At 60.7% G+C, this 14614-nt stretch carries 14 protein-coding genes and 2 pseudogenes; 4 read left to right on the top strand and 12 right to left on the bottom strand.

The genetic code is table 11. The features are described from left to right. Window position 1: 1 nt before the first annotated feature. From malQ to SK1NUM_RS04830, 7 genes are all read right to left on the bottom strand, one after another. On the bottom strand, window positions 2-1858 hold the full coding sequence (malQ, locus tag SK1NUM_RS04860; protein ID WP_212326037.1) for a 4-alpha-glucanotransferase: 1857 nt from the start codon (window positions 1856-1858) through the stop codon (window positions 2-4). 44 nt (window positions 1859-1902) lie between these two features. Next, window positions 1903-2880, bottom strand: coding sequence for a hypothetical protein (locus tag SK1NUM_RS04855; protein WP_212326024.1), 978 nt, complete (start codon window positions 2878-2880; stop codon window positions 1903-1905). Beyond that, entirely contained in the window at window positions 2877-3620 is a 744-nt protein-coding gene (locus SK1NUM_RS04850; protein WP_212326022.1) for an aminotransferase class V-fold PLP-dependent enzyme, read from the bottom strand. The genes SK1NUM_RS04855 and SK1NUM_RS04850 overlap by 4 nt, the downstream gene beginning before the upstream one ends. A 122-nt stretch (window positions 3621-3742) precedes the next feature. Beyond that, window positions 3743-3946, bottom strand: a complete 204-nt coding sequence (locus SK1NUM_RS04845; protein ID WP_212326020.1) for a hypothetical protein — start codon at window positions 3944-3946, stop codon at window positions 3743-3745. Between the two features lie 97 nt (window positions 3947-4043). Continuing rightward, the gene (locus SK1NUM_RS04840; RefSeq protein ID WP_212326018.1) at window positions 4044-5006 is read right to left on the bottom strand and encodes an NAD-dependent epimerase/dehydratase family protein; all 963 of its coding nucleotides are present in this window, start codon (window positions 5004-5006) and stop codon (window positions 4044-4046) included. Further along, on the bottom strand, window positions 5003-6109 hold the full coding sequence (locus SK1NUM_RS04835) for an NAD-dependent epimerase/dehydratase family protein (RefSeq protein ID WP_212326017.1): 1107 nt from the start codon (window positions 6107-6109) through the stop codon (window positions 5003-5005). Before SK1NUM_RS04835 ends, SK1NUM_RS04840 begins: the two co-directional genes overlap by 4 nt. Window positions 6110-6441: 332 nt before the next feature. After that, window positions 6442-7632, bottom strand: coding sequence for an MFS transporter (locus SK1NUM_RS04830; RefSeq protein ID WP_223927820.1), 1191 nt, complete (start codon window positions 7630-7632; stop codon window positions 6442-6444). 344 nt (window positions 7633-7976) lie between these two features. Between SK1NUM_RS04830 and SK1NUM_RS15440 the strand changes: the two are divergent. Next, window positions 7977-9236 (top strand): annotated as a pseudogene (locus SK1NUM_RS15440) (IS256 family transposase). A gap of 122 nt (window positions 9237-9358) precedes the next feature. Here the strand turns inward: SK1NUM_RS15440 and SK1NUM_RS04820 are convergent. From SK1NUM_RS04820 to SK1NUM_RS15435, 5 genes are read right to left on the bottom strand one after another with little or no spacing between them, the layout of a single operon-like run. Next, a complete protein-coding gene (locus SK1NUM_RS04820; protein WP_223927818.1) occupies window positions 9359-10240 on the bottom strand; it encodes an IS30 family transposase in 882 nt (293 codons plus the stop codon). Beyond that, complete coding sequence (locus SK1NUM_RS04815) at window positions 10213-10629, bottom strand: integrase core domain-containing protein (protein ID WP_212326000.1); 417 nt, start codon at window positions 10627-10629, stop codon at window positions 10213-10215. Before SK1NUM_RS04815 ends, SK1NUM_RS04820 begins: the two co-directional genes overlap by 28 nt. Next, on the bottom strand, window positions 10626-11105 hold the full coding sequence (locus SK1NUM_RS04810; protein ID WP_212327510.1) for an IS3 family transposase: 480 nt from the start codon (window positions 11103-11105) through the stop codon (window positions 10626-10628). Before SK1NUM_RS04810 ends, SK1NUM_RS04815 begins: the two co-directional genes overlap by 4 nt. Beyond that, complete coding sequence (locus SK1NUM_RS04805) at window positions 11096-11383, bottom strand: transposase (protein WP_212320937.1); 288 nt, start codon at window positions 11381-11383, stop codon at window positions 11096-11098. The genes SK1NUM_RS04810 and SK1NUM_RS04805 overlap by 10 nt, the downstream gene beginning before the upstream one ends. Then, window positions 11308-11649, bottom strand: a complete 342-nt coding sequence (locus SK1NUM_RS15435; protein ID WP_223927946.1) for a helix-turn-helix domain-containing protein — start codon at window positions 11647-11649, stop codon at window positions 11308-11310. The genes SK1NUM_RS04805 and SK1NUM_RS15435 overlap by 76 nt, the downstream gene beginning before the upstream one ends. A 506-nt stretch (window positions 11650-12155) precedes the next feature. Between SK1NUM_RS15435 and SK1NUM_RS15430 the strand changes: the two genes are divergently transcribed. From SK1NUM_RS15430 to SK1NUM_RS04785, 3 genes and pseudogenes are all read left to right on the top strand, one after another. Next, window positions 12156-12278, top strand: coding sequence for a transposase (locus SK1NUM_RS15430; protein ID WP_212325988.1), 123 nt, complete (start codon window positions 12156-12158; stop codon window positions 12276-12278). A 276-nt stretch (window positions 12279-12554) separates the two neighbouring features. Continuing rightward, a pseudogene (locus SK1NUM_RS04790) lies at window positions 12555-13331 on the top strand (IS3 family transposase); the annotation flags it as partial. Window positions 13332-13349: 18 nt separating this feature from the next. Further along, window positions 13350-13967 carry a transposase family protein gene (locus tag SK1NUM_RS04785; RefSeq protein ID WP_212325997.1) on the top strand — a complete coding sequence of 206 codons (618 nt, stop codon included), beginning with the start codon at window positions 13350-13352 and terminating at the stop codon, window positions 13965-13967. Window positions 13968-14614 lie beyond the last annotated feature (647 nt).

Below are 14614 nucleotides of genomic sequence, written 5' to 3'. Positions count from 1 at the left end.
GTTATCCTCCCGTGAGGTCGAAGTCGGATCGGTCCTTATTGCGCGCGGCGGCGAGCACGCTACACAGCTCACGCGCCACCTCATCCTCCACCAGATCATCGAGCAGCATTGGCAGAGACGTGCGCCAGCTCTGCGACCGGTCGCCGGTGGGAGAGTTCACCCGCTGAGCCCCGAGCATCAGGTCGAGCACCTGGCTTAGTACGAGGCCGGCTCCGCTGCGCCCTAGGCCCTCGTGAGTCCGGCGGAGCGCGGTGAACAGGTCTGCATCGACCGGCGTCCCCTCACCTAGCGCGACGAGGCGCTGATGGTGCGACAGCCGGGCAAACGCTTCCTCACTTTGCGGATCGACGTCGATCAACCTTGCGCCAGCGTCGTGGTCGGCCCAGACTGCCGCCACCGGCGGGTGGTCATGGTTCGAGACGTAGGCAACTGCGGCTTCGGGCCACTTGTTCGGGGGAATCTTGACAAACCACAAAATGATTGTTCGTAGAAGGCCGCGCTCCCCAATCTGCTGCCGGAAATCGGAGGGGACATTTCCGAGGTCCTCCGTTACCACGTAACAGCTATTCGCAACACTTTCCAGCACCAATAGGTCGAGGATCTCCCGGAAAGGGTACTCAACATACGCCCCTTCGGCCGGCGTCCTGTCCCACGGCACCCAGAACAGCCTGGTGAGGTGCATTGCATGGTCTAGGTGCAGGCCTGCGCCACGAGCCATGTTCGCCCTCCAGACCGCCACCAACGGCGCGAACCGCAGCCGTTCCAAGGCCATCGGCGAGAAGGGAGCGCTGTCCCAGCCATGGCCATCAGGCGCGAATCCATCCGGCGGAGCACCGATACGCACCTGTGGGACTAGTGCCTCCTGCCACAACCAGCCATCGAAGCCGCCGGGGTCGAAGCCGACCGGTAGGTCGTTAATGACGTCGATTTCGCCAGCGATCCTCGCCATCTGCTGCTCGCACATCCACTGCAGCCAGACATGGAAACTGACATCATCAGCGTGCTGCTCTGCAAAGGCTTCGACCTGCGCCGAACGCGGGTCCTGAAGTTCCGTTGGCCACTGTCGCCAATCGCCCCCGAGCTTATCGGTAAGGACGCACCAGGTGGCGAAGAGCTGCACAGGAAGCGCACTGGCGGCAAGAAAGTCCTGCAGCAAGGGGTCCGGACTGCCATCAAGGTCTGTCCAGAGCGCCCTCAGCGTGGCGTACTTGGCGGTATGCACCGCATCGCGGTCGATCGGCGCATCAGCGGAGTCACTGAGTCCCGCCGGACGGGACACAGCAACAGGCGTTCCGTCCGGTGCGCGCACGTCCTGCATGGACAGATAGAGCGGGTCCAGGAAAAGGCGTGTGGCCGGGTAGTACGGGCTCGGCTCGCGGGGTGTGGTCGGTGCGGCGGCGAGCATCGGACCGAGCAACAACGTTGTCGCCCCCTGCTGCGCCGCCCAGCGCGCGAGGTCGCGCACCGTGCCCAGGTCACCTATTCCCCAGTCCTGGCTGGAGCGCAGGGCGTAGGGTTGCACGCTGAGTCCCCAACCGCGGCCTGGGGTGGGTGCGGCAACCGCAGGGCTGCCCACCACGGTCACAGGCTCCATAGACCCGGTCGGATAGAATCTGTGGTAGCCGACTGGAACGGTAGTTGGGACGTCCGGTGAGACCGCCACCATTTGGCCGTTGGCCAGGACGAGTTCGCCCTTGTCGGCGAAGGCGACCGGTTCGTCGCCGCGAACCGTGAGTATCGACGCGGCCACGTCCTGACGGGCCTCTTCAGGATCGCCGCCGAGGTAGCGCACAAGATCGGCGGCGACGACGGGATCGAGCTGGCGCACCCGACGCAGACCGTCAACGTGCTCGACCATTACACCCCACGAGGCCGCCACTTCGATTGGGTTCGGACAGCTCATCACCGCAGCGCTCCCGCCTGATCCACCCACGAGTACACGTCGGCCGCGTCACAGATCGAGTCGAAAAGGCCGCGCTCAGCGAGCCGGGATATCCGGTCAGCATCGTCAGGGAAACGGCTGATAAAGCAGATGACCTCCTGCTGTAGGTATGCGCGAGCGGCCACGGGGTTTCTGGCCAGGCGCTTCTTCTCCCGCCAGGTGTGATGGAAGGCGGCGTCCGTCGGTACCGGATCCCACTCACGCGCCGCAGGGTCCCAGACGGTGTCGACGACGCAGCGCACCGGGACACCGAGCGAGGCCGCCTCAAACACCGAAACGCGCTGCTCCGCGAAGGCCGGCCGGGGGTCATACCCTTCGATGGGTGTATGGTTCCGCGCGGCAAACGCCAGACAGCTGCGCACGAACGCATCCCGGTGCACGGCGGAGCCGAAGTAGGCCAGCGCCGTGTTGGCGGCTGACCTCCTGAAGTCCCACCCGTCCTCAACGATGCCGTTTGGGTCGGGCAGCCGGTCCCGGGTGGGGTAGACAACGTTGCCGACGGCTTCACGGTGGGCAACCACGAAGACCTCACCACCGAGGTTCTCAATGGGGCGGTGCAGGTAAAGATCAGTATCAAGCCAAGTCAGTGCGGTATTTGACGCGGCCAAGGCAAACACTTTGCCGAGAGTGTAGTAGGTCGAAGGGTCGTAGAGCTTATGGTCAACGCTGGCCAGCACATTGAGGTCGATGGCGCGGTACAGATCTTCGAGGCCCCAGTGCGTAAGCCACCGGTACCCGTCCTGGTCGGTGTAAAGGTCGACCGGGCCGTGGTGTCGTTCCCATGCCCGCGCTGAGTGCAGCATGGTGACAACCTCAAAGGGCGGTAGGAGACGGCGTACGTCGACCCCAGCCCCGGACCGGACGCGACCTGCAGCGGCGGGAGCGGTCCAGTTTACGTGGGCGGCAGGCAGTCGTCTCCCGTCGTCCAGCTTGATCATTGCTTCGTCCCTTCGTGCCGTGACTGACACTTCGAGTGCCCCGAAAGGGCGTCGAGCAGCCGGTCGATGTCATCGTCAGTGGTGTAGAGGTGCGGCGCGGACTGGAGGAATTCTGTACCGGAGGTTTCGTACCGAACGGACACGACGACCCCGGCCCGCTGAAGCTCGCGCGCGACCTCTGCACTATGCGTATCCGGCATGTGAAAGCTGACTATAGCGGCCCAGTCGTGGAGCCTAGGGGTACCCAGCACCGGTAGACCGAGCGCGCGCAGTCCGCCCACTAGCTGTAGCCTAGCCACCCGCAACCGTTTGGGGTCATGGTGCTGACCGACCTGAACGAGTAGTCCCAAGGAGGCCTCCAGACCGATCAGCCCCATCTCGTTCAGGCTACCTGATTCGTAGCGGCGGGCGGTACTGGCGAGGGTCTCCCGGACGCAAAGACTGCGATAATCGTCCACGGACCGCCATCCTAGGACGGCCAGAGGCAGTAAGGGAAACAGCTCGCTCCGCACCGAAAGCACTCCCATCCCTTTTGGCGCTAGGAGCCACTTGTGACCGTCCGCCACGGTGAAGTCGATGTGGCGGCCGCACAGCGGTTGCGCCCCGAGAGTCTGGATCGCGTCGACGCACAGCAAGACGTCAATGCCGCACAGGTCGTCGACGGGTCGGCCGGATAAGTAGTGGGTGCTACTGAACGCAACGAGGCAAGTCCGTTCGTTGACGCATGGCTGAAGATGCATGCGACTGAGAGGGACGGGCCGACTTCGACCTCCCGAACTTGCACGCCGAGGTGGCGTAGTGCCCGCCACACGTAGGTGTTGGACGGGAAGTCGCCAGCCTCAACCACGGTGTTGTCGCCCGGTCACCATTCCAGCCCTGCGGCCACCATTGATAGTCCGGCCGAGGTGAACGGCACAAGGGCGACCTCGTCGGCCGACACCGCCAGCATGGCTGCGGCCAGCCCACGTACCTGCGACCCGGCGTCCCCCAACAGGTACTCGAACTGGCCGCGCGGGCCGGCGCGCTGGGCGAGGCCGGTAATGGCATCGACCGTTACAGCAAGCAACAATGCCACCGCCGCATGTGCAAGATAGGCCAGCTCACGGGTGACGCGGGGAACGCTCTATGTCGCAGTGCGTCAACGTCAAGGACCAAATCGACCGTCAGCATCCACGCTTGGCCTCACGGAACCAGCGGACTGTGGCCGCAAGCCCCGTATCGAGGTCTGTTCTTGGCTCCCACCCGAGGAGGTCTCGTGCCTTGCGGATGTCGAGCCACTTGCGCCGGGGTGCTGCCCGCCGAGCGCCGGAGAACACCGGCACTCGGGACAGGCCATCCCAGACTACGCTCGCCCGGGTGGCCACCTCCGCGATCGGCACACATCGACCCGAGCCGAAATTAAACGCCCCACTATCACCGTACTCAAGGTGTTCAGCGACCGCGAGGTAGCCGCTCACCATGTCGTCGATGTAGAGAAAGTCCAGGGCGCTCGTACCATCGTCGCGGTTGCCAAAGTCGAAGGGTCCTGCGCTGGCAAGCAGGGCGAGCGCCCGCGGGACTAGGCGCGAGCGATGTGTATCACCAGGGCCATAGGTGTTCATGAAGCGGCACACGGCTGCACGTAGATCGTAGGTCGCAGCGTACCCCTGCACCGCGAGGTCGGCGGCGGCCTTAGAGGAGGCGTACAAATTGGCAGCGGCTAGCGGGCTGGCGGACTCGGGAAGTGGCTCCGACGAGGTGGTATCGCCGTAATACGCGCCGCTGGAAGCAAAGATGAACCGGGCATCCGGGCGCTCCTGACGCCACGCCTCGAGCATCACGTAGGTACCGCGCGCGTTTACGTCCAAGACTTCAGCCGGGTGCGCCACGCTATAAGGCACCAGCGCCTCGGCAGCGAGGTGGAACACAGCGTCGACGTGCCGCGTCCGCAGCAGCGTGCGCACCAGCGCGTCGTCGCGGACGTCCCCAACGACATAGTCGACTTCAGGACAAGCACGAGTGCCGAGACGACGGTCGAGGACCGTAACTTCGGCGCCTTTGCAGATGAGCTCGTCGACCAAGCGACGACCGCCGAACCCCGCCCCGCCCGTCACCAAACAACGTAGTCCGGACCATGCGTCGCTCATCCGCGCCCCTCCCGGTAATGGTCGCGGTAGACGGCGATCGTGCGACGCAAACCCTCTTCAATGCTGACGACGGGGACAACCCCCAGCGTCCGGGACAGCTTCCTACCGTCGATACGCTGCGTCGAGATGACGAGCGTGCCGGGCGGCGGCGAAGACGGCTCGACCACCACACCGTTGTCACGGATGCGTTGGGCGCGGGTTCGGTCGAAGCCGGTCTCCCACTCCGCCGCGCACTGGACCAATAGGTCGAGGATCTCCGCCGGGGCCGCATTAAACTTGCCCGCCAGATTGAATACCTCGCCAATGGCTGCTGACGACGTTCCCGCCGCTAACACCATCTCGATGACGTCTTCGATGTATAAAAAATCGCGACTGTGCTGCACCGAGTCCGCGTACAGCTGCGGCGGGAGCGGCTCATCGTGCGCGTAAAGAGCGCTCAGGGCCCTTGGTATCAGGCGTGAGCCGCCGTAGTCATGCGGGCCGTAGACATTGCACGGTCGCAGGACGGTTACAGGAAGCCCGCGCGTGGCGTGGAAGGCGCGGGCGAGGATATCGCCTGCGGCCTTGCCTGCTTCATAGACTCCAAGCCCCCCCAAGGGTGCGCCTTCGTCCGTTGGCTCATTCCCCGACTCACCGTAGACCTTGTCGGTTGAGATCGTCACAATCGAATCGGGCACCGGGACATCATCTTCGAGCAAGGTGCTGAGCAGAGTCACCACCCCCATCGCGTTGGTTCGGATCGCCTCGTGCGGTTGCATTGCGGACCGCTCGATCACTGAGCACGCAGCCAGATGCACGATCACATCGTGGCGCGTGCGAACCATCTCAGCGCGCAGCGCGTTGGCATCAAGAACGTCAAGCTCGACCATCCGCAGTTTTGGGTGATCCAGCAGACCCTGGCAACTGAGCGCGGAGGCCCGGCTCGGCGTGCAATCTAGGTCGGCTACAGTGACGCGCGCACCAGCCGCCAAAAGCACTGCTGTGAGGTTCGCGCCGATGAAGCCGTTCCCACCGGTCACTAACACGCTCTTGCCGGCGTAGGAACGTGCAGCGGCCGACGACGGTATCGGCCCGGGGTGATGGTGAACCGTGTTAGTCGTCATCGTGCCCTAGCTGTCCAGCTTATACGCCACGTCGAGTACGACCGATGCAGGAGATCCCCTGGGATCGCTGCGCCCTGTCGGGTTGCCTTACAGTATGAGGGGGATCAGCCGGAGAGGTGCACTTCGCCTGGCTGCCAGGCGCGCTGGCGTGTAGCACGTGCACGGCGCCCCGACATGCCTCGACCTCGTTGAGCGAGGGGGCTTCGGGCATGACTGCGAACCCGCTGTAGAGCAACAGCTCGACGTTCTCGGACACCTTGTGCCGCGGTTGGTCGGTCTTCGCCACTACCACTTGATTCTTCCTCTCTCTGTTGTCCAAGCGGTCCCCCACTTCAGGAATCGGATGGGCGAGACCGCCCGAGCTGCTTCGACTCACCGAACCCGGCGGCCGAGAGAGCGAAAACAACAACGACTGTGACCACGAGCGCCCCAACGTAGACTAGAACGACGCCCCACTGATCGATCGCGTACCCCCAAACAAGCTTCGACATGGCGAGTACCGACATGGTAAGTGAAAACAACACTCCGGCGACCCTACCACGCAGCCCCTCTGGTGCCTGAAAGATCAACACGATCGTAGCCACGGAGCCGAGGAGGTTGGATGCGAGACCCTCGACCACTTTGACCGCTACAACAAGCGGGAGCCACACGACCAGGGCGGGGAGCATGATCGTCAGGGCCAGTGCCACCACTAGTCCGCCGACGATCTGTAGCCCGTGGGTCCGGACGTCGGGGTTGTGCCAGGCGAGGACGGCGGCACCGAGTACCTCTCCAACCAGAGCGATGGCCGCGAACGCACCCGACCAGGTCGCGATATCGAGACCGAGGCGTTGCTCAACAACCGGCAGGGTGCCGATGTCCCTCAGCCCCCACAGAATCGAGCCGAGACAGTAGAGGGCGAGAACAATGGCGTTCGAGCGAAGCCACGGCAGGGCCTCACGCACGGTACGTCCGTGTTTCCCGGTGGGTGCCGGCGCGACGTCTGCACGCAAGCCCCAGAAAAGTGCCGAGGCGAGAAGGAGGGTGGCGCTGTTGACAAGGAAGACCGTTGGGCCCAGTTGAGCCGCCAAGACCGGCCCGACGGCGAGCCCTAGCCCGGCGCCGATCCGGTCGGCTCCATTTAGTAGCCCAGCTCCTCGTTCGAGCTCCGTTGAGGGGACCACCGCCGGAACCAGACGGCCCTGTGCGGTGTACATGAGGCCCCCGAGGACTTGCCGGACCGCCAGGAGCAGAACGTAGGCGAGCGGCTGGTACCATTGCAGCGCGGCGGTGACGACTGCAAGGGCGATGGTGGTCAATAGCACAACACGGCGGGCGTTCAGTCGGTCGACCCAGGCACCGACCCACGGGGACAGTGCCGTGCCTGCTACCACCGGTACCGACGTCAGGATGCCGAGGGCGGTCAGGCCAGAGGCGATGAAGACGATGTAACTGAGTGCCATCAGACTCATCCACTCGCCGAAGCTACTGACAAAAGAGATGACCAACAGTCGACGGAAGTCAGGCGATGAGTGAGTCAGCACCAGCAGCCCGCCGTCGACGCAGGCGCTGTCTCCCAGCTAGCCACAGGGCCACCGTTAGGTATATCCCGCCAAGCAGTCACATCATTCCCTCTTTGCCGTCCAAGCCCTGGATTTTATCTCGACGAACTTTACCCGCCCGCGAGCCCGTAGCGGTTGCACCAGACCCTCAGCATCATCTCCACACCAACTCCAAGTTGTGGTGCGGCCGCACGACTCGGCTCCTATCCCGGGCCACCTTCGAGTGCCTGCCAGTTGTGGGACTGTCTGATTAACGGTGTGTGGGGTCCGGTCTGATTCGAGAGGAGATGGCTGTGGCTGACACGACCGACATGATGGAAGACGAGATGATCGATCCCGTGACCGGAGAGATCATCGATCAGAAGGACCTGGCCGAGTGTCTGCTGGCGCAGGCCAGGGAACAGGGGGTGAGTCTGGTCGGCCCGGGAGGGTTGTTGAACCAGCTCACCAAGGAACGTCCTGGAGGCGGCGTTGAACGCCGAGTTGACCGAGCATCTGGGTCACGAGCACGGTGGCACGCCGATCGAGGCGAACATGCGCAACGGCACCCGCGTCAAGACGGTGTTGACCCAGATCGGGCCGGTCGAGACCGGTGGTACCCCGTGATCGTGACGGCTCCTTCGAGCCGATCATCGTCCCGAAACGGAAGCGACGTTTGGACGGCATCGATCAGATCGTGTTGTCGTTGACCGCCCGCGGGCTGACCACCGGTGAAGTCGCTGCCCACTTCGAGGAGGTGTACGGAGCGAGGGTGTCGAAGGACACCATCAGCCGGATCACCGAGAAGATCGTCGGTGAGCTCGCCGAGTGGTCGAGTCGGCCGTTGGATCCTGTCTACCCGGTGATCTTCGCCCGGCGCGATTCGCACGTGAAGGTCCGCGACGGTCAAGTCCGTAACACCCCGTTCTACGTTGTCATGGGTGTCACGATGAACGGGGAACGCGACATCCACAGGGATCTGGGCTGGTGACGGTGCTGAGGGTGCCCGGTTCTGGCTGCAGATCTTTTCGGAGGTGAAGAACCGAGGCATCGTCGAGGTGATGATCGCGGTGTGTGACGGGTTGAAGGGACTCCCTGAGGCGATCAACACGACCTGGGAACACACCATCGTGCAGCAGTGCATCGATCTACCTGGTTCCGCAACAGCTTCCGCTACGCCGGCCGGCAGCACCGCGACGCGATCGTGAAGTCCCTCAAACCGGTGTACACGGCCCCGTCCGAGCAAGCGACCAAGGACCGGTTTGCCGAGTTCGCCACCGAGTGGGGCGACCGGTATCCGGCGATCGTGCAGCTGTGGCGCAACACGTGGGCGCAGTATCGTACCGTTCCTAGCCTACGACATGGAGAACCGGAAGGTGATCTACACGACCAACACCATCGAGTCCATCAACGCGAGGTACCACCGGGCCATGCGGGCCCGTGAGCACTTCCCCAACGAGCAAGCCGCATTGAAGTGCCTGTACCTAGTGACCCGCTCCCTTGACCCCACCAGCGGGAGCCGGGCACGCTGGGTGATCAGGTGGAAGCCCGCACTCAACGCGTTCGCAATCACCTTCGCTGAACGGTTCAACCGAACCACCCACTGATGAAAACCACCGGACCCTACACACCGTTAATCAGACAGACCCGAATAACCCTCCAGGGTCTGGGTTTGACTTCACTCCCGACAGACATGGCTGGGGGTTTTGAGGCTTATTCGCGGGCGGTGTCAAGTGGTGGAAGCAACGAGTAGTTTCTGGAAAGCTTCTCGTGGGGTGAGGTAGCCGAGGGTGGCTCGGGGGCGTTCGTTCAGTTCTTCGGCGATGGCTGTGAGATAGGGCTGGTGTTGGGGGATGGGAGTGCCTTTGGGCAGGTAGTCACGGATGAGTCGGTTGGTGTTCTCATTGCTGCCGCGTTCCCAGGGAGAGTGGGGATGGGCGAAGTACACCGGCATCTGGGTGGCCATGGTGAACGCGGCGTGCCGGGCCATCTCAGAGCCCTGATCCCAGGTCAGGGTGCCCTTCATCAATTCGGGCAGCCCAGTGATGTGGTCGATCAGGGCGTCACACACCCCGTCTGCGTTCTTGCCCTTCGGCAGGGCGAGGATCGTGACGAACCGGGTGGTTCGTTCGACGAGGGTGATCGCGGCTGTTCTGCCGTAGGCGCCGATGATCAAGTCTCCTTCCCAATGACCGGGAACCTTCCGTCCTGTAACCTCCTGAGGCCGCTGATCGATACTGACCATTCCCACAATCGGGGATTTCCGCTCACCCAAACGACGCCGGGACTGACGGCTAGTGCGTTTCGACCCGAGCATGACACCGTGCTCCCGCAGCGTCTTCTTCGGCATCGCATAAATCCAGGTGTAGATCGCTTCATGAGACACGCTCGCTCCTTGGGCCGTGGGGGAACCCTGACACGGTTCAAGCCTGTCACCCCCAGCCTCAGCACGTAATCTTCCCGCGATCTGACGTGGTGTACGAGACCTCCGAAGATCAGCAATCACCCGCTGCTTCAACACCAGATCAGCATCAATCTTTGGAGTGCTATGGGTTTTGTGGACACTACTGAAAAATGGGATTTCTAGGCTGCTTTCTGGTGTTGGCTCCATTCTTGGTGGACGTGGTTGGGGGTTCGGTACCCTAACGCCGAGTGAAGTCGTTTCTGATTGTAACGTAACTCGATCCAGGCTGTCACATCCTTTATAGCATGTTTCCGTGTTGGGTAGATCTTCCGGTTCACTACCTCCTTCTTGCAGGTGGCATTAAATGATTCCGCTGCGGCATTGTCGTAACACGACCCAGTTCTACCTACCGAGGCACGGATACCATATGTGTTCATGATTTCCGCGTAATCAGCTGAGGTGTATTGCGAACCACGATCCGAATGGAAGACGGTTTCACCTCGGGTTACTGGGCAATTTCTGACTGCCATGTGTAAAGCCTCGGCAACAAGCCGGGTGCGCATATTCCCGGCGATCGCATAACCGATGATCTTCATCTCGGGTAGCAATCCATGACGGTTGCTAGATAAGTGAATCCTTCCCAGGTGGGGATGTAGGTGATATCGCCTACCCATTTCTGCCCTGGTTTGTTGGCGGTAAAATTCCTTTTCACCAGATCCGGGCGGTGGTGAAGATCCTGGGCCGGGATGGTGGTACGGACCCGTTTCCGGGGCTGACAGGCCACCAAGCCAGCCCGGTGCATGAGCTGACGCACCAGCTCTGGGCTCGCGTGGATTCCCCGTTCAACCAGAGCTGCGTGGATACGTCGATACCCGTAGGTTTGCTCAGACTCGTGGAAGAAATGCGTAATTAAAATAGTGAGTTCTTCCCGGCGTTTCTGCGTCTCGGATAAACCCTGATTCCGCCATCTGTAGTAGCCGGAACGAGACACTCTGGCCCAGCGGCACATCAGATACACAGGATAGCTGCCTTCCTCGCGGTGAATATAAACATATTTCGCTGCTACCGGGATTCCTGCGCGAAGAAGGCCGCCGCTTTTTTCAAAAACTCGATCTCCATCTTCGCTTCACGCAACTCAGCCTGCAAGCGCTTGTTCTCCGCCACCTGATCCGACGAGGCTTCTACCATACCTGGGTCGGGATGCTGCTTCCGCCATATTCTCACCCAGTTACCCACAGTTTGCGGAACCAGATTGTAGGACTTCGCCACTTCCGCTATCGGCCGAGACCCCTCAAGAACCTCCGCGATGATTTGTTCTTTAAACTCTTTACTAAATTTCGAAGCCGGCATAGTACAGATTTTACCTCACATGTTCGAATAAACTCAGGTTTTTCACCACTGTCCACGAAACGCCGGGCACTCCACTTGCGGAGCTTGGGCCGGGCACGCCGCCGCTGCGCAGCTACATCAGCAGCCACACACTTGTACCCCGTCTCACCCTGATTCCGGGCCACTTCCCGCGAAACCACCGACACATCCCTACCAATCCGCCGAGCAATCTCACGCAACCCACACCCCTCCGCCAAACCCCTCGCGATCCCAGCCCGATCCGTCACCGTCAACAACCGCCGCACCAACAACCCCTCCCTAACAAACACTGTTGCTACGACCCTATGACACCACCGCGGGGTGTAGGTGGATATGATTCTGAGGATGGTGTTGATGGTGGTAGTGAGGGTTGTGATGGAGGCTTAGTCAGAATCGGTGGCTGCAATAGTTAATTGACGTGTTGTGCGTGTCGGTATGCGCGAGGAAGGCTCAACTTCCTGAATAATTGATAGTACCAACACAGTCAATCGAAAGTTGAGCCTTCCCATGTACTCTAGCACAGGTCTTAGCAGCGAACAGATCACCGACCTTGTCGCACGCATCCATGACCTCCGCGAGGCACCAGCCTCCCGAGCAGGACGGAAACCCACACTAGGACTGTACAAGTGTGTTGTTGTGGCCTTGATCTATCTGCGATCCAACCGCACACAAGCATCGATTGGAGTGCCCGGCGTTTCGTGGACAGTGGTGAAAAACCTGAGTTTATTCGAACATGTGAGGTAAAATCTGTACTATGCCGGCTTCGAAATTTAGTAAAGAGTTTAAAGAACAAATCATCGCGGAGGTTCTTGAGGGGTCTCGGCCGATAGCGGAAGTGGCGAAGTCCTACAATCTGGTTCCGGCGAACTGTGGGTAACTGGGTGAGAATATGGCGGAAGCAGCATCCCGACCCAGGTATGGTAGAAGCCTCGTCGGATCAGGTGGCGGAACATCAAACGCTTGCAGGCCGAGGCTGGGTGAAGCGAAGATGGAGATCGAGTTTTTGAAAAAAGCGGCGGCCTTCTTCGCGCAGGAATCCCGGTAGCAGCGAAGAATGTGTTTATATACCTCCGCGAGGAAGGCAGCTATCCTGTGTATCTGATGTGCCGCTGGGCCAGAGTGTCTCGTTCCGGCTACCACAAGGTGGCGGAATCAGGGTTTATCCGAGACGCAGAAACGCCGGGAAGAACTCACTATTTTAATTACGCATTTCTTCCACGAGTCTGAGCAAACCTACGGGTATCGACGTATCCACGCAGCTCTGGTTGAACGGGGAATCCACGCGAGCCCAGAGCTGGTGCGTCAGCTCATGCACCGGGCTGGCTTGGTGGCCTGTCAGCCCCGGAAACGGGTCCGTACCACCATCCCGGCCCAGGATCTTCACCACCGCCCGGATCTGGTGAAAAGGAATTTTACCGCCAACAAACCAGGGCAGAAATGGGTAGGCGATATCACCTACATCCCCACCTGGGAAGGATTCACTTATCTAGCAACCGTCATGGATTGCTACTCGAAAAAGATCATCGGTTATGCGATCGCCGGGAATATGCGCACCCGGCTTGTTGCCGAGGCTTTACACATGGCAGTCAGAAATTGCCCAGTAACCCGAGGTGAAACCGTCTTCCATTCGGATCGTGGTTCGCAATACACCTCAGCTGATTACGCGGAAATCATGAACACATATGGTATCCGTGCCTCGGTAGGTAGAACTGGGTCGTGTTACGACAATGCCGCAGCGGAATCATTTAATGCCACCTGCAAGAAGGAGGTAGTGAACCGGAAGATCTACCCAACACGGAAACATGCTATAAAGGATGTGACAGCCTGGATCGAGTTACGTTACAATCAGAAACGACTTCACTCGGCGTTAGGGTACCGAACCCCCAACCACGTCCACCAAGAATGGAGCCAACACCAGAAAGCAGCCTAGAAATCCCATTTTTCAGTAGTGTCCACAAAACCCATAGCACTCCAGATTGCCGACCAGTTCCACGTCTCCCAGAAAACGATCTCTCGAACCATCGCATCCTGGATGCCCATCCTGGGACAGGCCCTGCAGGACTGCACCCCCACGGTCGACGACCTCGATGTCAGCGAACCACTCATCGTCGATGGCACCCTACTGCCGACCTGGTCATGGCGCACCATGCCAGAACTGTACTCCGGCAAACACAAAACCACCGGCGTCAACGTCCAGGTTGCATGCGACCTGACAGGACGGCTCGCCTTCATCTCCGACCCGATGCCCGGCCGCACCCATGACGCACACGCACTCAAAGAAACCGGCCTACTCGACCACATCACCACCGGGCAACTCATCGGCGACAAAGGATACATCGGACTCGGCATGATCACCCCCATCCGAACCCAACCGAAACAACAACACACAGAAGAAGAAAAAAGGTTCAACAAGTCAGTAAACGCGATACGCTACATGATCGAACGAGTCATCGCCAACCTCAAAACCTGGAGAATTCTCCACACCGACTACCGCAGACCCTTCACAACATTCCCAGAAACAATCACCACAGTAGCCGCACTCGAATTCTACAGAAACACATTCTGACTAAGCCTCATGGGTTGGTGGTAGTCGGTGTGGGGGATGTGCCAGGTCTTCAACCGCCCCCTTGAGTTTGTTCTATGAGGTGGGGGATGGTGTTGATCTTTTTATTGAACTTCTTTTTGGTGTTGTGTGGTTCATGACTGGCGGGTTTCTTGGTCGGGGTGGTCAATCTTGGTGTTGGAGTGTGGTCTTTATCGCCGGTGTGGGTGGCTTGATGAATGACGTCGAGGAGTCGGGAGTCTTCAGCGCTGTGAGGTCGTGGGGTGTGTGTCTGGGAGGGGTTGTGGAACCTGTGTAGGTCTTCCCGCCTGGATGCAGGCCACCTGGATGGGGGGCTCCGGTGGTGTGATGCTCTCTGCCCGAGTACAGCTCCGGATGCTGATGGCTGATGCCAGGACCAGCAGGGCTGGGGGAGCGTCGGTCGAGGATTCAGTTGTTGGGTCGGGGGGTCTTCCAGGGTGAGAACCCGAACGTGGAGGACCTCGGCGATGGGTGGGGTGTAGGCGTTGACAACGCCTGCTGACCATGGAGTGAGAAATCTCAAACAGCTCCGTGAGCAAGTTCTTGGGTGATGTTGTGGCGTAAGGGGCGAATACTGGTGAGGAGGCCGGGTGTGTGTGATCCGGCAGGTAGGTGGCCGGTCTCGGGTG

This window comes from Arachnia rubra, assembly GCF_019973735.1.
Classification (GTDB): domain Bacteria; phylum Actinomycetota; class Actinomycetes; order Propionibacteriales; family Propionibacteriaceae; genus Arachnia; species Arachnia rubra.
Note: the sequence above shows the minus strand (reverse complement) of the source record. Positions and strands in the feature narration are given on the sequence as shown.

Bases quoted from the DNA above. Each gene is read 5' to 3' on its own strand.
- SK1NUM_RS04850 (WP_212326022.1), bottom strand. From the start codon at position 3,620: ATGCATCTTCAGCCATGCGTCAACGAACGGACTTGCCTCGTTGCGTTC.
- malQ (WP_212326037.1), bottom strand. From the start codon at position 1,858: ATGGTCGAGCACGTTGACGGTCTGCGTCGGGTGCGCCAGCTCGATCCC.
- SK1NUM_RS04805 (WP_212320937.1), bottom strand. From the start codon at position 11,383: ATGCCGGCTTCGAAATTTAGTAAAGAGTTTAAAGAACAAATCATCGCG.
- SK1NUM_RS04835 (WP_212326017.1), bottom strand. From the start codon at position 6,109: ATGACGACTAACACGGTTCACCATCACCCCGGGCCGATACCGTCGTCG.
- SK1NUM_RS15430 (WP_212325988.1), top strand. From the start codon at position 12,156: ATGCCGGCTTCGAAATTTAGTAAAGAGTTTAAAGAACAAATCATCGCG.
- SK1NUM_RS04840 (WP_212326018.1), bottom strand. From the start codon at position 5,006: ATGAGCGACGCATGGTCCGGACTACGTTGTTTGGTGACGGGCGGGGCG.
- SK1NUM_RS04855 (WP_212326024.1), bottom strand. From the start codon at position 2,880: ATGATCAAGCTGGACGACGGGAGACGACTGCCTGCCGCCCACGTAAAC.
- SK1NUM_RS04815 (WP_212326000.1), bottom strand. From the start codon at position 10,629: ATGAAGATCATCGGTTATGCGATCGCCGGGAATATGCGCACCCGGCTT.
- SK1NUM_RS04820 (WP_223927818.1), bottom strand. From the start codon at position 10,240: ATGGAGCCAACACCAGAAAGCAGCCTAGAAATCCCATTTTTCAGTAGT.